This window comes from Desulfotalea psychrophila LSv54 (assembly GCF_000025945.1).
Taxonomy (GTDB): Bacteria; Desulfobacterota; Desulfobulbia; order Desulfobulbales; family Desulfocapsaceae; genus Desulfotalea; species Desulfotalea psychrophila.
In genome coordinates this window covers 2,607,743-2,626,521 of the sequence record NC_006138.1, presented here as the reverse complement: position 1 = coordinate 2,626,521, position 18,779 = coordinate 2,607,743, and the positions used below count along the sequence as shown (strand labels likewise).

The 18,779-nt window shown below is 44.9% G+C and carries 16 protein-coding genes and 1 tRNA gene; 14 read left to right on the top strand and 3 right to left on the bottom strand.

What is annotated here, in order from left to right; genetic code table 11:
- The first annotated feature begins 1 nt into the window (after position 1).
- The 8 genes from DP_RS11670 to DP_RS11630 all read left to right on the top strand — a co-directional run bounded on the left by DP_RS11670 (position 2) and on the right by DP_RS11630 (position 7,704).
- A complete protein-coding gene (locus tag DP_RS11670) occupies positions 2–1,087 on the top strand; it encodes a response regulator (RefSeq protein ID WP_049785091.1) in 1,086 nt (361 codons plus the stop codon).
- Positions 1,088–2,048: 961 nt separating this feature from the next.
- Positions 2,049–3,353 (top strand): alpha/beta hydrolase family protein, encoded by a 1,305-nt coding sequence (locus tag DP_RS11660; protein ID WP_011189530.1) that lies wholly within the window; start codon positions 2,049–2,051, stop codon positions 3,351–3,353.
- 265 nt (positions 3,354–3,618) lie between these two features.
- Positions 3,619–4,407 (top strand): MlaE family ABC transporter permease, encoded by a 789-nt coding sequence (locus DP_RS11655; RefSeq protein ID WP_011189529.1) that lies wholly within the window; start codon positions 3,619–3,621, stop codon positions 4,405–4,407.
- A gap of 54 nt (positions 4,408–4,461) precedes the next feature.
- Positions 4,462–5,205, top strand: coding sequence for an ABC transporter ATP-binding protein (locus tag DP_RS11650; RefSeq protein WP_011189528.1), 744 nt, complete (start codon positions 4,462–4,464; stop codon positions 5,203–5,205).
- Positions 5,206–5,209: 4 nt separating this feature from the next.
- A complete protein-coding gene (gene mlaD, locus DP_RS11645; protein ID WP_041277939.1) occupies positions 5,210–5,662 on the top strand; it encodes an outer membrane lipid asymmetry maintenance protein MlaD in 453 nt (150 codons plus the stop codon).
- A gap of 12 nt (positions 5,663–5,674) precedes the next feature.
- Positions 5,675–6,292, top strand: coding sequence for an MlaC/ttg2D family ABC transporter substrate-binding protein (locus DP_RS11640; protein ID WP_041277938.1), 618 nt, complete (start codon positions 5,675–5,677; stop codon positions 6,290–6,292).
- A gap of 40 nt (positions 6,293–6,332) precedes the next feature.
- A complete protein-coding gene (locus DP_RS11635) occupies positions 6,333–7,088 on the top strand; it encodes an MlaA family lipoprotein (RefSeq protein WP_011189525.1) in 756 nt (251 codons plus the stop codon).
- 241 nt (positions 7,089–7,329) lie between these two features.
- Positions 7,330–7,704 carry a TM2 domain-containing protein gene (locus DP_RS11630; RefSeq protein WP_049785090.1) on the top strand — a complete coding sequence of 125 codons (375 nt, stop codon included), beginning with the start codon at positions 7,330–7,332 and terminating at the stop codon, positions 7,702–7,704.
- A 12-nt stretch (positions 7,705–7,716) separates the two neighbouring features.
- Here DP_RS11630 and DP_RS11625 read toward each other — a convergent pair whose 3' ends face one another.
- From DP_RS11625 to DP_RS11615, 3 genes are all read right to left on the bottom strand, one after another.
- Complete coding sequence (locus tag DP_RS11625; protein ID WP_041277937.1) at positions 7,717–8,322, bottom strand: class I SAM-dependent methyltransferase; 606 nt, start codon at positions 8,320–8,322, stop codon at positions 7,717–7,719.
- 63 nt (positions 8,323–8,385) lie between these two features.
- Positions 8,386–10,377: a DNA topoisomerase IV subunit A gene (locus DP_RS11620; RefSeq protein ID WP_011189522.1), complete on the bottom strand. Its 1,992-nt coding sequence runs from the start codon at positions 10,375–10,377 to the stop codon at positions 8,386–8,388.
- A gap of 71 nt (positions 10,378–10,448) precedes the next feature.
- The gene (locus DP_RS11615; RefSeq protein WP_011189521.1) at positions 10,449–12,290 is read right to left on the bottom strand and encodes a DNA topoisomerase IV subunit B; all 1,842 of its coding nucleotides are present in this window, start codon (positions 12,288–12,290) and stop codon (positions 10,449–10,451) included.
- Positions 12,291–13,110: 820 nt separating this feature from the next.
- On the opposite strand from DP_RS11615, the gene DP_RS11605 reads away from it, so the two are divergent.
- The 6 genes from DP_RS11605 to DP_RS11580 all read left to right on the top strand — a co-directional run bounded on the left by DP_RS11605 (position 13,111) and on the right by DP_RS11580 (position 18,766).
- Entirely contained in the window at positions 13,111–13,911 is an 801-nt protein-coding gene (locus DP_RS11605) for a type III pantothenate kinase (RefSeq protein WP_011189519.1), read from the top strand.
- A gap of 10 nt (positions 13,912–13,921) precedes the next feature.
- A complete protein-coding gene (locus DP_RS11600; protein ID WP_041277936.1) occupies positions 13,922–14,854 on the top strand; it encodes a S66 peptidase family protein in 933 nt (310 codons plus the stop codon).
- Positions 14,855–15,202: 348 nt separating this feature from the next.
- Positions 15,203–15,673 (top strand): SH3 domain-containing protein, encoded by a 471-nt coding sequence (locus tag DP_RS11595; protein WP_011189517.1) that lies wholly within the window; start codon positions 15,203–15,205, stop codon positions 15,671–15,673.
- Positions 15,674–16,034: 361 nt separating this feature from the next.
- Complete coding sequence (locus DP_RS11590; protein ID WP_011189516.1) at positions 16,035–17,714, top strand: prephenate dehydratase domain-containing protein; 1,680 nt, start codon at positions 16,035–16,037, stop codon at positions 17,712–17,714.
- 148 nt (positions 17,715–17,862) lie between these two features.
- A complete protein-coding gene (locus tag DP_RS11585) occupies positions 17,863–18,516 on the top strand; it encodes a zinc ribbon domain-containing protein (RefSeq protein WP_041277935.1) in 654 nt (217 codons plus the stop codon).
- A gap of 173 nt (positions 18,517–18,689) precedes the next feature.
- Positions 18,690–18,766, top strand: a tRNA-His gene (locus DP_RS11580).
- Positions 18,767–18,779 lie beyond the last annotated feature (13 nt).

Genomic DNA, 18,779 nt, shown 5'->3' with positions numbered 1-18,779 from the left:
TATGTACAGACAAGGTTTCACAATATTACTTGTTGATGATGAACCCAATAACCTAAGCCTGTTGCAACAGGTTTTGGCAGATTCTTACAACCTTAAATTTGCCAATAGCGGGAAAAGCGCCCTGGCCGGGGCGGTAAAACATATGCCTGATCTCATCCTCCTTGATATTATGATGCCGGAGATGGATGGCTATGAGGTTTGCCGGCTCTTAAAAAAAGATCCTCTCACGGTAAATATCCCGGTAATCTTCGTCACGGCAAAGGGAGAAATTGCTGACAAGAAGAGGGGATTCGATCTGGGGGCGGTAGACTATGTTACCAAGCCTATTGAGCCTCCTATTTTACTGGCACGGGTGGCGACCCATTTAAGGCTCATCGATAGAGATACGGCCGTTATTGAGGGACTTCTGTCCCTTATGAGAGCGGCCAAACTCAAGGATAATGAGACGGCAAACCATACCCTGCGGGTAGCGGTGATCACCCATTTGCTCGCCAGACATCTGGGGTATGATCTGCTTCTGGCCTACCGGCTCTTCCTCGTGGCGCCTTTGCACGATATTGGCAAGATAGGGGTCCGGGATGAGATCCTGCTCTTTCCGGGCAATTTGAGGGAGAATCCGGAGATGTGGCAAGAGATGCAGGCCCATACCCTACACGGCGCCGACATTATTGGCGAAGGTATCCAGTCACCTGTGATGATAATGGCCTATAATGTAGCCCGCTTCCATCACGAAAAGCTTGATGGATCGGGCTATCCGGATGGACTGAAGGGGGATGATATTCCCTTTGAGGCATTGATTACCTCGGTCGCCGATATGATCGATGCCATGCTTGATCCCACCCGGCCATATCGCCAAGGGGCGATACCCGAAGAGAAGGTACGGGAACTTCTTGCCATGGATAGAGGGGGTAAATTGCCGGGGAAAATCATAGATGCCGTATTTGCCCTGTGGAGGCAAATCATGGCTGTCGAAAGGGCCTTTCCCAATGACAGTCCTGTCCCCTTCAATAACTTCTCTCATCTCTCTCCCGAGGATCTGGATAGGCGAATTTCTATGATCGGTGAGTATGACAGAGAGACAGCCTAACAGGTGTGTTTTCCTCTGAGGAGATCAGCCAACTTTCAGCTAAATCTATTAACAGGTAGAGGGCGCTGAAGAATGAAGCTGCAAGGAAAAATCTCTTTATATCTCTAGAACCAGTCTCAAAAGCCTTTGGGATGAATATCGTATTTACGATGATTTAATATAGTTTAACTAGTTGTTATTGGTTAAAATGTTAACCAGAACCTATGGTGGCTGATCTCAGCCGTCCTGTTTGCTCTCCCTGCCCGTAGAGTTGAGAGGTGTTAGATTGACAGAAACCGGATCTATTCAATCAGGCAGGAGCTGAGACATTTCAGGAATTACAGCAGAGGGTTGTTCCGGAACTGGACTCCATATTTGTTAAAGGAGAGGGAAAAAATATTTTGTGGTCTCACATTGGATAGTAATTAAGGTTGCCCTTGTCCATTTTCTGTCCACATCACTGTCACATTTGTCCTCTCGCTCCGATCCGGCAAATGGCGGTTTCTTTCGTCTCTGTAAACGGGGCAAAGAGCTCTTCGCTCAGCAGTAGGTCGGGCAGGGGAGCGATGTTATCAAGGCCCCTGTCTGTAGATCAATCTTCCCTTCACAATAAGCTTTGCTTTCTTGGCTGGAATTATCTCTAGCTCTATTCAAGCCTATCTCTTGAATGCAAATTTCAATGCTGGCTGGCTTTACTCATTCAGTCTAGTTCTTGCTATTACCTGACTAGTCAGTTTGTGTTGTAGGAGGGGGCTTATTGGTTTGTTTATAGATGTCGATCAGTTGTTTAATAGAATAGGCCTGTTTTTTTTCGGGGAATGTGCTGAGAGAAAGACCCTGTTCCTCTCCATCTATTTTTTGCTTTATGGGGTATGGGTAGTCTATAATCATTACCAATACTGAAACCATTACTAATATTGAAATCATTAGAGAAAATTTCCTGGCCGCGGGCATCCTGGTTCATTTTACCCAGAGGATATCTATGAAAGTCATAATTATCTGCACTCTATTTATTAGTCTGATAAACACTCCTCTTCTTCCCCTGCTGAGAATATCTGCGGCAGAAGAGAGAGGACTTTCGCAAATGAAGTCTGCGCAAAAAGAGGTCTATGATGCTCATCGTTCCTATACCAGATTTCACTTTACCGATAATGAGATGGATTTTGCCTTTCAGTGGCTTCTGGGCAGTATTGTCAACGGCGGCGCCGAGATAGGCGAAGCATTTTATGTGGCGGCTCATATAGAGGACGGTAATCCTAAGAGCTGGCAGGATGAGTGGGAAAGGATGGCCCTGCGAAAAGAGCTTCGGGCCCGAAGGGCTTTAGATGCAGGACATTTGATAACGGCTCGCCAATGCCTTCTCAAGGCATCCAACTATTATAGAACAGCTCTGGTTTCACGCTCAGTAAGTGATGGCAAATTCAATACTATTTCTAAAAAAGTTCGCAGTTGCATGCAGGCGGCAGCCCCCCTCTTTTCCCCGGCCATGATCTATTTTGAGGTGCCCTTTGCGGGAACCGTTCTTCCTGGTTATTACCGCCCTGTCCAGCAGAATGGTACAGCCCGGAAGACACTCCTGATGATTGGTGGGGGGGAGACCTTTGTTGAGGATAATATTTTTTATATTGAGCCACAGGCTATCCTTCGTGGCTATAACTTTGTTACCGTCGATATTCCCGGTCAGGGGATGTTGCCCTCTGAAGGCCTGTTCTTTAAAAAGGATACAGAGATAGAGATGAAGGCCATCCTTGATGTCATCTTGGATTTTGCCGAGATTGATCCTGAAAGGCTTGCCGTTTATGGCATCAGCAATGGTGGTTATTTTGTCCCCCGGGCCGCCACGCTTGAAAAGAGAATAAAGGCCATTGTTGTCAGCAGTGCTGTCGTTGATAACTACTTGATGTTTAAAGAGATGCCTTTTTCAAAGGAGAGTCAGGAGCAGATTGATTCCTGGCCGGCCTTCAAAAAGGCTGTTACCTCCGGAGTGACCTGGCGTTGGGGGCTCGAGCCGGAAAACATTAAGGGCCAGACGGAGCAGACCAGAGGATTTCAATTTAATCCAGCCCTTATTACCTGTCCCGTTTTGGATCTTGTCGGTGCCGGTGAGTATGTAAATCGGGAAACTGAGCGGCAGCAACAGGAGTTTATGGCTAAGCTAGGAAGCAAGAACAAAACCCTTATCGTTACTCCGGAAGATGAAGGGGCCTCCTCGCATTGTATAGGGGAAAATCGGAGCCTTATGGCTGAGCTGGTTTTTGATTGGCTTGATGAACTTTGGCCAGAGTAAGTTTTTATTGAGGGGCGTGGCCGAAAAACTCTGACTGGCAAATGCATGAAAAGGCCTGAGCAATATTTTTTTAAAGATTTTTCTTGTTAAGAATTTTAAAACAAATTAGATAGTTGTTTTTTGATCATAATGACTTCGTGCTTTTTTTGGTTCATGGTTTTGAGTTGGGCTTAATGTATCCAGGGTGCTCCCATCCCTTGGAGCATTTGCCGAACGGCATTGATGGCATTGGTGCTCGCAATAATATAAATATAAGTAATAATTCATGTTAACATTTAAAGTTGAAGAAATTGGTTCCTGGGCAATTGACAGAGTCACAAATTTGGGGCGCTTTTGTCTGTTTTTACTGACAGGTATAGGTCAAATTTTTCAGAAGCCGTTTCAAATTTTTAGAATAGTTGAAAATATTTGGTTTATTGGTACCAAGTCCATGGCCGTAGTTATTTTAACGGGATTTTTTACAGGGATGGTCCTAGCCCTTCAGGGCTATTACGCCCTGGCTAAATTTGGCTCTGCCGGCATGCTTGGCTCTGCTGTTGCCCTCACCCTTATCCGCGAGCTTGGACCGGTACTTACCGCCATCATGATTACGGCGAGAGCAGGTTCTGCCATGGCCGCCGAGATAGGTACTATGAGGATATCTGAGCAACTTGATGCCCTGCAGACAATGGATATTAATCCGGTGAAATTTGTCTTTAGTCCGAGACTCATTGCCTCTATAATTTGCTTTCCTCTTTTGACCTCAATTTTTGATGTTGTTGGTATATTTGGTGGTCTTTTCATAGCGACAACCCTAAAGGTCAACGGTTATATCTATATGTACCGGGTCCACGAGAGTGTGGTTATGGAGGATATTAGAAGCGGGATAATTAAATCACTTGTTTTTGCCGTTGTTGTTGTCTCAACATGTTGTTTTAAAGGGTATTATGCGCATATACAAAAGGAGGGTGGTTTTGGCTCACGGGCTGTTAGCCTGGCAACAACCAACGCCGTTGTCTCTTCCAGTGTTCTTATCCTGATTTATGATTACCTGATCACATATATTCTTCTTTAGCTGAGAAAGACCTTTTACCGATAAAATAACAAAAATAAATTTATTGTAAATATTATGGCAGAACCGCTGATTGAATTTATAGATGTAGAAAAAAGTTTTGGTGATAACCATGTGTTGAGGGGGGTTTCGCTTTCCATATATAGGGGTGAAATTACCGTTATCATTGGTAAAAGTGGTTGTGGAAAAAGTGTTTTGCTTAAACATATTATTGGCCTAATGCAGCAGGATAGCGGCCTTATAAAATTTGAGGGTAAATGCACCGATGATATGACGAGGTCGGAACAGCGGACCTTTAGGAAAAAATTCAGCTATATGTTTCAGGATAATGCTCTCTTTGATTCATTAACAATTTTTCAAAATATTGCCCTGCCTCTTTCGGAAAAAGGTCTCTTCAGTAAAGAGAGCATTGCTGGTAAGGTAAATGAGATTATGACCACTTTGGAAATAGAGCAAACGGCCTCTTCTTATCCAGCTGAGCTTTCAGGTGGGATGAAGAAGAGAGTTGCCCTCGCTCGGGCCCTTATAACCAAACCGGAGATCATTCTCTTTGATGAACCAACCACGGGACTTGACCCTGTACGAAAAAATAAGGTCCATCAGATGATCAGGGATTATAAGGATGTTTTTGGCTTTACAGGTGTTGTGGTTAGCCATGAAATACCTGATATATTTGAAATATCTCAGAGAATTGTTATGATCGATCAGGGGAAGACAGTTATCGAGGGAACTTTAGATGAACTTGTCCAGTTCGATTCAGATTTGGTTAAGTCATTTATACAGGGACATAAATTACGGTGAAGCTATGGTTCAGAAAAAAATAGAGTTTTATGTTGGTGTTTTTATTATAGCAGGGTGTCTCTGCTTTTTTTGGTTGTTTACTGCCCTCGGCGGTGCAGATTGGAACAGATCTGATAAGTATCCAATTTTTGGTTTTTTTACCTCTGTGTCTGGCCTAAAGGTTGGCGCTGAGGTTGAGATGGCGGGGGTTGAAATAGGCCGGGTAAAGAGCATTATACTTGATACAACAAGATATGTTGCCAAGGTAGAACTCTCACTGAATAAGGAGGTTGAACTCTCCGACGACACCATTGCCTCGGTTAAAACTTCTGGGATTATAGGGGATAAATACATAAACCTGTCAGCAGGAGGTTCAGAGGACATGTTGGCCGCGGGAGATATCATCTACAATACCGAATCTTCAATTGATATAGAGTCCCTTATTAGTAAGTATATTTTCCAAAAAGATAGTAAATAACGGATATTGAAAATGAATAAATTTTTTACAGCACTTCTCCTTTTACTGTGCTTTTCAGTTTCAGACCTCTATGCGGCAAAAGATCCTCAGGATGCATTAAAGGGAAACATCAATATTATTCTTGATATTCTTAAAGACCCTCAATTTGATTTCCAGGGAATGCAGAAAGAGCAGGATGATAGGCTGCTCTTAGAGGCAGAGCATATGTTTGACTTTGCCTCTTTTTCGCGGGGGGCCCTGGGGCATAACTGGAGGCGATTTTCAGCCGAAGAGAGGATCAGGTTCACCAAACTTTTCACGAAACTCATCTCCCATGTTTATCTTGATAAATTTAACAGGAAGGCTCTGGATACCCTGAAAATTGACTATGTCGATAATCATCTCCTTAAACCAACCAGATCCGGTAAGTTACGGGCAGATGTAATGACAGTTATCCATTACGATGAGGTGGAGACGCTTGTTGACTATAGGATGTTTAATGCAGGTGAAGGCTGGAAGGTCTATGATGTTAAAATTGAGGGGGTAAGTATGGTCGCAAACTATAGAGAGCAGTATAGAAAAATGTTCAGGGACAGTCCTGAAAAAATGATCAATCAATTGGAAGAAAAACTTACCAGTTTGGAAGATTAATTCCATCAAGATATTATTCACCATCAAGTCATGAGAAAATATGCATAAGAAAATTCTTCTTTTAACCATTCTCCTCCTTTTTACCCTTCCCGCGTTTTCTGTCTATGCAGACGAGATTTTTGCAGAAGGCGATACTTTTGCAGACGATGATGATCTTTACGCAGAGTATTCGGGGCCAAAAGTGGCGGATACTGCCATTGCCGATCCTCTCTACTATATGAATAAGGGCATGTATTACTTTAACGATAAACTCTATTTTTGGTGTCTTAAACCGGTGTCAAAGGGCTATTCCTATGTGATGCCCAAACCTGCGCGGATTGGCATAAAGAATTTCTTTTACAATCTTGGTTTCCCTATTCGTTTTGTCAGCAATGTTCTTCAGTTTAAGTTTAAAGAGGCAGGGGTGGAAACTGCAATTTTTCTCTTTAATACCACCTATGGTGGACTTGGCTTTACCCAACTTGCTCAGGATGATCTTGGTTGGGCAAATTCCAATGAAGATCTTGGCCAGACCCTGGGCTCCTACTCGGTAGGTGGTGGTGTTTATATAGTTTTGCCACTTTTTGGCCCTTCAAGTCTTCGTGATACTGCTGGTCTTGTCGGGGATACATTTCTCTATCCTGCTTTTTATCTCGATAATCTTGCCACAAGCTTTATTATCACTGGTGCTGTCACTGTAAATAATACATCACTGAGACTTGGTGACTATGAGTCACTGAAAGATGCTTCCGTTGATCCCTATGCGGCAATGAAAGATGCATACGAAAAGATACGGGCGAGAAAGATTAAAGAGTAGCTCTGCCTTGCCCCTAAGTGTCCTCCAGGCTCAATAGCTTCTGCTATTGAGCCTTTTTTTTGTTCAAAGTGTCAGAGCTTTTTCGGTGAGAATTAAAGTTTGTCTCTTCAGCCAGAAAATCTGATAAAAGTTCAGTAATAATTCAAGGTAATACTTGTCTTTCTTATCCCCAGTATCATATATTTATTAGAGGCAATGACAAGAAAACAACCATATATATAAAACACGGGAAGTGACGCTTATGGAAAATAACATGGGCTGTAAAATAAAAAATACAGACGAAAAGTTTTGCAGTGACTGCGGCGAAATTATCAAGCTTAATGCGGAGATATGTCCTTATTGCGGGGTACGGCAAATGCCAGCGCCCAATCCCTTCGGGATAACGGCACCAAATGGCAAAAATAGAATTGTTGCCGCCCTCCTTGCCTTTATTCTTGGTGGCTTCGGAGCCCATAAATTTTATTTGGGACAGATGGGTTTAGGCTTTTTATATCTACTCTTTTTTTGGACAGCTATCCCTGCCATTATTGGATTGGTGGAATTTGTTATTTTGCTCACCATGTCCGACGAAAATTTTGTTCGGCTCTATGGCCAACCTAAGGAGCTCTGGGACTAACTCCCAGCAGCGTTAGGTGTTGTTCTTAGCAAAACCAAGTACTACGGTTTGCCATTTTACCTCTCCCCGGCCCAGAAGATCGCTCGTCTCTGTTTTATGCAGGCAGGTCATACCCTTGCCTTGTCCTAATTGAATGAGTTCGCTTGCACAGACACCATGGCTTGTCCGCTGGTCGTTAAAGGGCCCGTGGCGTAGTGTGATGACTATTCGTCCAGTACAGGTCAGCAGGGAGGTGAGGCGATGGTATGTCTTGGCCCGATCTTGCGGAGGAATATGCATCCATACGGCTCCCAGGACAATAAGGTCAAAGTGAAGCCTTGAATCTAACCGGCTTAGACCGGGCAGACTATCCTCTAACCAGTCAACCTCCAATCCTTTTGTGTAGAGACTGCCTATAGCGAGTAACTTCTTTGCAGGTTCAACGGCTACAACAGGGCAACCACCAAGAGCATACCAGCGGGCATCCCTTCCACAACCGGCACCGACGTCCAGAACCCGTTCTCCCCGGCTAGGCCAGTATTTCTGCCAGGCTCTGTTTGCCTGTTGAGCGGAAATCTTTTGATAGATCTCCGCCTGCTTAGGGGCATTGTCGTTATAAAACTGTATATTATGGGGCATGGTCACTGGTTAAAGGTAAAAAAAATCCCCAGGATGAAGATCCAGGGGATTTTTTATGAACGTTTACTCTTCTCTCTTCTCCACATCGGTGAGCAGAGAGAGGTTCTGTGTAGTTTTTTTAGGCTCAGTCGGCGGGCCTGCAGTTAAAACCCTGCGGACAACACGAGGAGAAACTCGTTTCCCCTTAGCGCTGGCCCCTTTAACTAGATAGTCATCAAAGGCAACATGAAAGGTATTGGTCTTGGCTCGAGCGGATGGCATCACGTTTACCCGAGCGTATTTTTCTTCACCAAAACTCATCAGGAGAATTTTTGATCGTTTATGCTCGGGGAAGAGGTGATACTCTTTTTCGAGGATGAACTTAGGGGTATTAAAACGTTTCACATAGGCAAAATTTTCATTGCCGTCACGGTAGACAATATTAAAGACCTGTTCGCTTGGAACAATGCCAATATATTTAAGATCTGTGCCGGCAAAGACCTTATCGGTCACAGGAATAACCTTATAACGACCGTCTGAGTAAATAAGAAAGAGCCTATCGTATTCGGAACAGGTGACAGAAAAGTCCTCCTCCTCTTCACCCTTGACACTATGACCGAGAAAACCCGTTTCCCTACTATAGCCAACGGTCAGATTAGAGAGGGCAATTTTGCGTACCACAACCTCGCTGAACTGTTTAATCTCTGTCTTTCTCGGATAATTTTCCCCATACTTAGCGAGCAACTTATCGATACTTGCAATGGTAAAGGCAACCATATCCTTAAGAGAGATCTTAATTGCCTTAATATCCTTGCGGATGGCCCGAATTTCTTTGTCCTGTTTGTTAATGTCAAAACGGGATATTCGTTTGATGCGTATCTCCAGTAGCCTGGTAACATCCTCCTCCGTTACATCGCGGAAAAGTTCTGAACGGAAGGGAATCAGGGCTGTGTCAACACTGGCCATGATCGATTCATAGCTGGTCTCCTCTTCAATGTTCTTATAAAGTCTCTGCTCTATGAAGATCTGTTCAAGAAGACGGGCATGGAGTTTTTCTTCAAGGCGGGCCAGATTGATCTCCAGCTCTTTTGTTAAATCAGCCTTGAGTTTAAGGGTATTATACTCGATGACCTCACGGACACTGCTAGTGGCAGGGGTTTTGCCTTTAATCAGGGTGAGATTAGGCGAAATAGGTACTTCGCAGTCGGTAAAGGCATAGAGGGCCTTTATGGTGTCCTTGGCATAAATTCCTCGGGCCACCTTGATCTCTATCTCCACCTTTTCGGCGGTATAGTCATTGATTGAGATAATTTTTATTTTCCCTGCCTTAGCCGCTTTTTCAATGGAGTCGGTGAGGGACTGGGTGGTGGTGCTATAGGGGATCTCATCAATGATGATGGTCTTTTCATTAAGCTCACGGATGCGTGCCCGGCATTTGATCTTGCCATTACCATCTTCGTAGCCGCTGACATCCACCAGGCCTCCCTGAGGGAAATCTGGATAGAGGGTAAACTCTTCATCTAGTAAAACAGCCTTTTGGGCCTGAAGAAGCTCACAAAAATTATGGGGCATGATCTTGGTGGCCATGCCAACGGCAATACCCTCAGCACCCTGGAGGAGGAGAAGAGGGAGCTTGGCGGGCAGGGTTACCGGCTCAACCATACGACCATCATAGGAGTCAATGAACTCTGTAATGTCTTTGTTGAAGAGCACCTCTTTGGCAAGAGGTGAGAGCCGACACTCGATATAACGAGGAGCGGATGCAGAATCGCCTGTGAAGATGTTGCCGAAATTTCCCTGTCGCTCAATGAGAAAACCCTTGTTGGCAAGATTTACCAGAGCGGAAAAGATAGAGGCATCACCGTGGGGATGCAGCTTCATTGTCTCTCCGACAAGGTTGGCGACCTTGTGAAACCTGCCGTCCTCCATGTTGAAGAGGGTCTGTAAGATCCGTCTCTGTACGGGTTTTAACCCATCATCTATGGCAGGAATGGCACGTTCTCGAATAACATAGGATGTATATTCAAGAAAATTATATTCAAATAGTTGGTGCAACTTGCCCGGCACGTTATCCATATTATCTATCTTTTACTGAATTTTCTCATAATGATGAACCCTCTTCCGGGTTCACCTGTTTTTTTAATGGCCTACTGCTCCGGATCTACCACCAGATTGTCCATGATATACTGCTTTCTCTCCGGGGTATTCTTGCCCATATAAAAGGAGAGAACCTTGGCAACCTCACTGATAGAGTCCAAGGTCACACTCTTCAGGCGAATATCATCACCGATGAACTGTTTGAACTCCTTGGGGGAAATCTCACCAAGTCCCTTAAAGCGGGTCATCTCCACATTGAGTTTTTTCTTCCCCTGACCGCCCAATTTTTTTTGGGCGGCATTTTTTTCTTTTTCCGAATAGCAGTAGATGGTCTCAGCCTTATTCCGTACTCGGAAAATGGGGGTCTCAAGAATATACACATGGCCCAATTTAACCAGTGGCTCAAAGTAATGGAGAAAAAAGGTCAGGAGTAGATTTCGAATATGCAGACCATCGACGTCGGCATCCGTTGCCATAATTACCTTGTCAAAACGCAGGTCACTGATGGAGTGCTCTATATTGAGGGTACGCATAAGCGCATACATCTCTTCATTTTTATAGAGCGTTGCCAGCTGATGTCCCAGGACGTTAAGGGGCTTACCTTTCATGGAAAATACTGCCTGTATCAGGGGGTCACGGGAGGAGACAATGGAGCCTGCCGCTGATTGTCCCTCGGTGATAAAGACCATATTCTCCCTGCCCGCCGCTGAGGGGGCATTTTTGGCGGGATGGTATTTACAGTCCTTAAGTTGGGGGATCTTCAGGGAGACTTTTTTAGCCCGGGCCTTTGCCTCCTTACGGACGCTCTGCAGCTCTTTACGCACCTTTTCATTGCGCTGAATTTTATCGAGGAGAATCTCAGCGGTGTCACTATGTTTATAGAGTTCACTGGAGACAGCCTCGCGCACCTTATTTACGATCCAGGAGCGGACCTCGGTATTGCCCAGTTTGTTCTTGGTTTGAGACTCGAAAACAGGCTCTTTTACCTTGACAGCCAGGGTGCCGACAATGCCATCGCGCACATCGGTATTAACGAATTTCTTGCCGGAAAACTCATTGACTCCCTTCAGTACACCCTCGCGAAAGGCAGAGAGATGGGTGCCACCCTCACTGGTATAGGTGCCGTTAACAAAGGTATAGTAACTATCGTTAAAAGAATCTGTATGGGCAAAGGCAAATTCGAGGGTCTCATCCTTATAATAGATCGGCTCATAGAGGTTGGAGTCACTGAGCTCCTTGGCCAGCAGATCCCGTAGGCCCTCTTTGGAATAAAAAAGAGACTTATTAAAATAGAGCTTTAGGCCGGCATTAAGATAGGCATAGCGCCACATTCTTCTAGAGACAAAGTCTGAGTCATAGGAAAATTCAGGAAACATATCTCTTGAAGGTAAGAAATTAATCAGAGTGCCATTCTTCTCCTCGCTTTCCCCCTCTTCCTTATGCTGTAACTTTCCCTGGCTAAAGGTTGCCGAAGCATACTTGCCATCACGGTAGGCTGTTACGGTGAACTCATCGGAGAGGGCATTGACGGCCTTGGTTCCAACTCCATTGAGACCTACTGAAAATTGAAAAACATCGGTATTATACTTAGCTCCCGTATTGATGACAGAAACACAGTCTACAAGTTTACCAAGTGGAATTCCACGACCATAATCACGTACCCGGACCCGGCCCTCTTCGCTCACTGCAACATCAATTTTTTTACCGGCACCCATGATGAACTCATCAACAGCGTTATCCACTACCTCCTTGAGGAGAATATAGATACCATCGTCCTGGTGAGAGCCATTACCAAGGCGGCCAATATACATCCCAGGGCGCTTCCTGATATGCTCCAGTGAGCTGAGTGTTTTGATCTTGCTTTCGTCGTAATTAGAAGGTGTTGATGTCATAGTTTATAAAGTACATGAGGTTTTATGGGGGAATCGATCGGGATAGGCATTGTATTATATTTAGCAAAAATCCGCAACCACTGGCTACCGTTTTGCTTCTACATCATTCGAATTCTTTCACAGTCCGGGCAGATCCATGTCGGGCCATTGCTCATACCCCACTTGTTTTCCTCAAAGCATTCCGGGCAAATTTGAAAGCCACAGGGACAGCTCCAGCAAAATGGTTTCTTTTCTTTACAGCAGTGACATTGGTACTCACCGATCTTCCGCTGCCTCCAGCTTTTTTTTTGTACAGGTTTATCTTCAGGCATCACAGACCTCGCTTACTTAATCAGAATATTATTAGTGTTAAAAGCAACTCTCTTGGATATATCATTATGATGCATCTTTTCTTGCAGATCTTCAACCACCCTATGATCTTGCTCATCGGTTTTATTGCTTTTCCCATAGTAGGCCTTGTCTGAGCGGGATTTTTTTTGGACAGCGTCAAGGTTTGCTGTAATTTTAAGGCGTTTTTAATAACAAATCAGGCGTGGACTCTTTTTTTCTGTTCTGCTCCGGTCTTTCGCTCATGATAATAACCCTTTTTTGTCCTATCCTCTATTTCCATTTTTAAAATACTATACTATGTTAGCGCGTCCTCTACAGGATAGTAGCTTTACATATCGTGATCAGTATGGCAAAAAAGTAGCATGCACGTTATACGCCAGTCGTGTTCCGTTTGCAAAGAGAAGATCTACATAAAACGCTGTTGGTAGCTGTTCACGTAATTATTTATCCGTCTCCCCTGGAGACAGCTTTTTGTTTTGAAGGATTTTTTATGATTTTAGTTATAGATGTTGGTAACTCACATACAGTAACAGGATTATACGACCATGGAAAATTAATTGGTCATTGGCGATTGAAAACGGACAGGGACAGAACTTCTGATGAACTTGCTATTCGTTATCATGGCCTATTTATTATGGAGGGCATCGATCCCCGGCAAATCACAGATATAGTTCTGGCAAGTGTGGTACCCACCCTCTCTTCAGCCTGGATTCGTTGCTGCGAGAGGCATTTTGGCAAGCACTTGAACCAACCTGTAATGGATCTCTCTGTGACAAAACTTGCCCCCTTGGTTCGGGTGGAGACAGACAATCCACATGAGGTGGGTATTGATCGTCTTGTTAATGCCTATGGTGCCTGGCATACAAGGAAAACGGATCTTATTGTCATTGATTTTGGCACTGCAATCACCTTTGACTGTGTTACCTCGGATTGTGTCTATATTGGCGGGGTTATTCTTCCTGGCATTGCCATTTCCCTTGATGCCTTGGCCACAAGAACGGCAAAACTACCCATGGTTGATGTGCGCGACGTTCCTTCCTCTCTTATAGGCAAGAACACCGTTCATGCTATGCAAAGCGGAATTCTCTATGGTTATGGGGCAATGGTTGACGGTATTGTTGAAGGTATTCAGAAGGAGATGCTTGGTGGAAAGCGCCGGGCAGAGGTCATTGCCACCGGCGGCATGGCAAATCTTATTGAACCCTTTACCACCACAATTGAACATATAGATAAGCTTCTGACCCTTGATGCCATGGAGCTTATTCTTCATGCCCTCAAGAAAAAACAATAAACAGGACAAAATGTTTCTTCAACCAAAAGCACTGGAACCAGGCGATACCATTGGTGTCATTGCTCCCTCTGGCCGGCTTAGCAACAGCGATGCCTTTTACAAGGGGCTGCATATACTCGAAGGATTTGGTTATCGTCTCCGTTTCCCTCGTAAGCTCTGGCCCGGTAGTGATTACCTGGCAGATACCGACGAGAATCGAGCCCTGGAATTTCATAAGATGTGGGCAGATGAAGAGGTGCAGGCGCTTATCTGTATGCGGGGTGGCTATGGCGTACTTCGCATGCTCGAATTTCTTGAGCTGAAAGAGATAAAGAAAACACCCAAATATCTTTTAGGCTTTTCAGACATCAGTCTTCTGCAAAACTACCTCCTCGACAGGATCGGTCTGCCAGCAATTCATGGACCCGTTGTCACCTCTCTGGCAACTGCATCTCGCAGCTCCGTGCGAGCTCTTCAGGCAATGCTCACGGGAGATCTTCAGCAGATGCTCTGTGAGCGTGACCTGGAACTACTGCACGGGGAGGCAGGCGGTACGGGTACACTTGTCGGCGGCAATCTCACCTCCCTAAGCACTGTCCTGGGCACTCCCTTTGACATAAGCTGGAAAGATAAGTTTGTCTTTTTAGAGGACGTGGGTGAGCCCATTTATCGGATTGATAGAATGTTGACCCAACTTGCCTATGCAGGCAAATTCAAAGATGTTGCCGGGATTCTCCTCGGTGATTTTTCTGTAAGTGGACATGAGTCTTCAATGGAGAAAATGCGCCATAGGGAGATGGTATGGTCTCGGCTGCTGGAAATTGTTGGCAAGCGTAATATCCCTGTTCTGGCAGGTATTCGTTCGGGACATATCATGGATAATCACCCCCTTTTGCTGGGTAGCACTGTTCGGGTTGCCCCTGGTGAGAGGCGACTGTCAGTTGCTCCACCATCTGCTGAATAGTGTCACTTGCGCCGTTTTAGAGATTGTGCTCCTCCCCGTTTGACAAGTACCTTTCTTTTTTGCTAGGCTGTAAGAGGTCTTTATGGCTTAGTAGATGGTTTCTCTCCTATGCCTTAGCTCATTGGCATGTGCTAAGAGAGGGGTGGACTGTCCGCTGAGGAGATTCCGGGGTGATTATTTGTCGAAAACAGAGCTATTTGACTTATTGTCATAGAAATGCTATAGCTTTTATAGTTTCAAGGCCTTAGAGAATGTTGCTTTGCAATAGAATATGATGCTTAATCGTCAATTTTATGGTATGGCAATCAACTTTTATAGCAATAATTTTACTATTACAAAATAAAAAATATGTCTAGACCAATAGCTAAAACTAAACGTACTGTTATCCTGTCGTTAGCACTATTTTTTCTGTTGTTCTCTCTTTCCTGTCAGGCTGCTCAATTTGTGACAATTGCCAAGGATGGGGTTAACATCCGTAAGGGTCCTACTACCAAAGAAGAGATTGTTATGGAGCTTTTTGAGGGGTGGCCTCTGCGGGTTGTAAATAAAAAAAATGATTGGTATGAGGTTGTTGACTACGAAAAAGACCGGGGTTGGGTTTATGCCCCTCTGGTAAGAAAAAATGATACCGTTATTGTTAATGTTAAAAAAACTGGCAATATGCGATCAGGTCCCGGTAAGAACAGTCCCGTTATTGCCGAAGTTGAGCGTGGTGTTGTCCTGACCAGAATTACAGTCAAAGATGGTTGGGTTAAGGTTAAACATAGTCAGGGATCAGTTGGTTGGATATATAAGACCCTTCTTTGGCCTCAAAAATAGTCGCAGCCCTGTCTCACTAGTTATGAAACGCCCCCTGTTCTAAAGAACAGAGGGCGTTTTTTTTTGTTTTTTGTTGGTGACTCAGGTCTAGGGCTGTTTGCCCATTTATCTTAAATAGTTATCGGTTGAGGACTGAATTTCAATGCAGCCTTGGGGGCTTGGCGCTATCCTAAGAGAGGGGAGGGCGTGTATGGGATAGGCTATGGCCTGGGGGCAAATTTCTAAATGGTTGCTTTAGCCGGGGAGAAGGGCTAGTCTAAATATCTCTTTTTATGCTAGAGGCTAGCATAGAGGAGAGAAAGATTATCTTGACGCTGTTGTTTTCACCCCTTGCTCAAACAAAAAACGTAAGAGATAGATTATGCCTGTTATTGCAATCCTCGGTCCAATATTTTCCAACAGCCATCGAGCTGCCAGTCTCTACTCTCCTAGCGCCCGGATAGTAGAATATCAACAGGTAACGGCTCTTCAGCAGGCCTTTGTTAATGGCGATGCCGACTATATTGTTCTTCCTGTCTATAATACCCGGGAAGGAGAGATAAAGAAAAATAGGCACCTCGTTGAAAAAATGGGCTGTGGGTCTTGGATCGATAATATTATTCTTCCTATCAATCTCTCCCTTGGGCGCCTTAGCAAAACACCTGGCCAGATTAAGATCATCATCAGTACTGATTCAGTTTTCCGTCAGTGTCACCAATATATTAATGAGAGGTTTCCCGAGGTAACACGGATGGCTGTGGCAGATATTGGCATGGCCATAGAGGATATCAGGGCGGAGGAGCGGGATCAGTATGCTATCATTGAGTCCGAAGAGTTCATAAGAGAGCATGGCTTAGACCTCATGATTCGCGAGTTAGTCCCCCATAACAAGACCCGTTATGCCGTTATTGGTAAAGATATTGCCCTAGCTACGGGTTATGACGCCACGGCCTTTATCACCAAACCTCTTCGTGACCGGGTTGGAATTCTCTCTGATATACTGGGTGAGTTTACCAGAAGAGGAATCAATATCTTAGATCTTCAGTCAGAAAATGATATCAAGACCCAGAAACTGCGTATCTATCTGGAGCTTGAAGGGCATATGGATAGCCCCAATCTTCAGGGTGCCCTTGCCGTTCTGGAAAACAAAATTATTCAGGAGGAGGGGGCCTTTCGTCTTTTGGGCTCTTTTCCCCGGGTTGATATGCGGGTGAAGAACATCCACTCCTTTGGCTTTATCGGTTCAGGAGCGATGAGTAGATGGTTTGCCGATAGACTGGGCAATGAGGGATATGAAACATTTGTCACTGGCAGAAGCACTCCTCTTACCCCTAGGGAGATGATTGCCAAGGTGGATGTTGTTATGGTCTGCGTTCCTATTTCGGTAACGGCCTCAACTATCAAACAGTACGGCCCTCTCCTTCGGGACGGCCAGGCCATGATTATTCTGGCAGGGGAGTCCGAACGTAATATTGCCGCAGCCATGGAGGCAACATCGCCGGGAGTTGAGGTGATGTTTGTCCACAATCTCTGGGGGCCACAGGCCCTGACCATGAAGGATAAAAACGTTAATGTGGTACGTACCGTTCGCAGTGGTAGCTTCAGTAGTGAATTTGAGGCCTTTCTGTATAAGCATGGGGCGGACATTCATCATGATACAGAGTCTCAACACGATCTGCTCATGGGCCTGGGCCAGAAATTGCCCACGGCAATCTCCATTGCTATTGCCATGACCCTGCATGAACACGGTATTGGCCGGGAAGAGATTGAAAGTCACTCCACCCTGACCTCAATCTATGGCATCCTGGCCATGGCCCGTATTCACAATCAAAATTCACGTACCTATGCCGAGATTATGGCCACGAAGGGCGAGGGATGGAAGATTGTCGAGAGCTTTAAGGAAAACCTGGAAAAAATATCTACTCTGGCGGAGCAGGGCAAAATTGGTGAGTTGGCGGAAATAATGGATGTCAGTGCCGCGGCCATGGACAGAGAGTTTCTGGAGACCAAGATGCGCCAGGCAAAGGCTGTAGATGAGATACTTGCCAACCCTGGATTTTGAGATGATCTCATTGTCTGATTTTGTTCTGAGAAAATAGTTTTATTAGAAGGAAGGTGAAGAGCAGAGACAGTATACACATTAGAACTTGTCCCTCTGGCTCAGAGCGGGCAGGTTTAAATTTATATTTTATCAGAGGAGTAACATTATTATGGGATGCCCAGAATTAAGCGTTTTTGATGAAGTAAAAATATGCCCTCACTGTAAAGCAGAAATGATTGCCTGCGAGGCGCCCCAAGTGCATGTAGGTGATGGTTTGGGTTGGGGCTCTGAGGTACTGTTTATTTGTTTGAATGATTACTGCCCTCTTTTTCTTAAGGGTTGGCATCATATTGAAACGAAGTATGGCCGCCATGCCTCCTATAGATATATGGAGCTTCCGGGCAGTACAGAGAGTAATGTGATGATGGTGGGCAATAAGGATGCCTTTAAGGGAAGTATTGTTGATAAAGATGCCATCATAGGCCAGAACAGCAGGTATCAGGCAGAAAAAAAGGCCACGGTCGCCCTTGAGACCTGTATCGAGGATAATAACCTGCAGGCTGTCCTCACCCTTCTTCTCGATGAATCGGCCAAACGCGAGAGTCGTGAGACGTCGCTGGTCAAGCTTGCCCAGCTCAATGACGTTGCCTGCGTTGATCCCATTCGTAATCATACCTTCCGTGATCCTTCCTTTGAGCAAAAGTCCAATTTAATTATCAGTAGAATCCTTCAGGCAAACTTTAAAAAGGAATGTCCGGAGTGCTCTGAGATAATAAAAGCGCAGGCTAAGAAATGTATGCACTGTGGTCACGAATTCTCCTAGAGATTGTTCTCTGCGCAAGAACGGGTAAATAACTCTTTTCACAAGAAGTACGATGGAAAAAAGAGGAACAAAAAAAGAAAAAAGTATCATTTACCCCTTGCAAAAGAATTTTAAAACAGGTATAAAGGACTCGCACTTCGCAACAGCGAACAACGCGTAATAAAAAATAAGCGGTGGGCGTGGCTCAATTGGTTAGAGCACCTGGTTGTGACCCAGGAAGTCGGGGGTTCGAGTCCCCTCGCTCACCCCATTTATATAAAGGG

Bases quoted from the DNA above. Each gene is read 5' to 3' on its own strand.
- DP_RS11640 (WP_041277938.1), top strand. From the start codon at position 5,675: ATGAATAAATTTTTTACAGCACTTCTCCTTTTACTGTGCTTTTCAGTT.
- DP_RS11660 (WP_011189530.1), top strand. From the start codon at position 2,049: ATGAAAGTCATAATTATCTGCACTCTATTTATTAGTCTGATAAACACT.
- DP_RS11605 (WP_011189519.1), top strand. From the start codon at position 13,111: ATGATTTTAGTTATAGATGTTGGTAACTCACATACAGTAACAGGATTA.
- DP_RS11635 (WP_011189525.1), top strand. From the start codon at position 6,333: ATGCATAAGAAAATTCTTCTTTTAACCATTCTCCTCCTTTTTACCCTT.
- DP_RS11625 (WP_041277937.1), bottom strand. From the start codon at position 8,322: ATGCCCCATAATATACAGTTTTATAACGACAATGCCCCTAAGCAGGCG.
- DP_RS11595 (WP_011189517.1), top strand. From the start codon at position 15,203: ATGTCTAGACCAATAGCTAAAACTAAACGTACTGTTATCCTGTCGTTA.
- DP_RS11630 (WP_049785090.1), top strand. From the start codon at position 7,330: ATGGAAAATAACATGGGCTGTAAAATAAAAAATACAGACGAAAAGTTT.
- DP_RS11585 (WP_041277935.1), top strand. From the start codon at position 17,863: ATGGGATGCCCAGAATTAAGCGTTTTTGATGAAGTAAAAATATGCCCT.
- DP_RS11600 (WP_041277936.1), top strand. From the start codon at position 13,922: ATGTTTCTTCAACCAAAAGCACTGGAACCAGGCGATACCATTGGTGTC.
- mlaD (WP_041277939.1), top strand. From the start codon at position 5,210: ATGGTTCAGAAAAAAATAGAGTTTTATGTTGGTGTTTTTATTATAGCA.
- DP_RS11590 (WP_011189516.1), top strand. From the start codon at position 16,035: ATGCCTGTTATTGCAATCCTCGGTCCAATATTTTCCAACAGCCATCGA.
- DP_RS11620 (WP_011189522.1), bottom strand. From the start codon at position 10,377: ATGGATAACGTGCCGGGCAAGTTGCACCAACTATTTGAATATAATTTT.
- DP_RS11615 (WP_011189521.1), bottom strand. From the start codon at position 12,290: ATGACATCAACACCTTCTAATTACGACGAAAGCAAGATCAAAACACTC.
- DP_RS11670 (WP_049785091.1), top strand. From the start codon at position 2: ATGTACAGACAAGGTTTCACAATATTACTTGTTGATGATGAACCCAAT.
- DP_RS11655 (WP_011189529.1), top strand. From the start codon at position 3,619: ATGTTAACATTTAAAGTTGAAGAAATTGGTTCCTGGGCAATTGACAGA.
- DP_RS11650 (WP_011189528.1), top strand. From the start codon at position 4,462: ATGGCAGAACCGCTGATTGAATTTATAGATGTAGAAAAAAGTTTTGGT.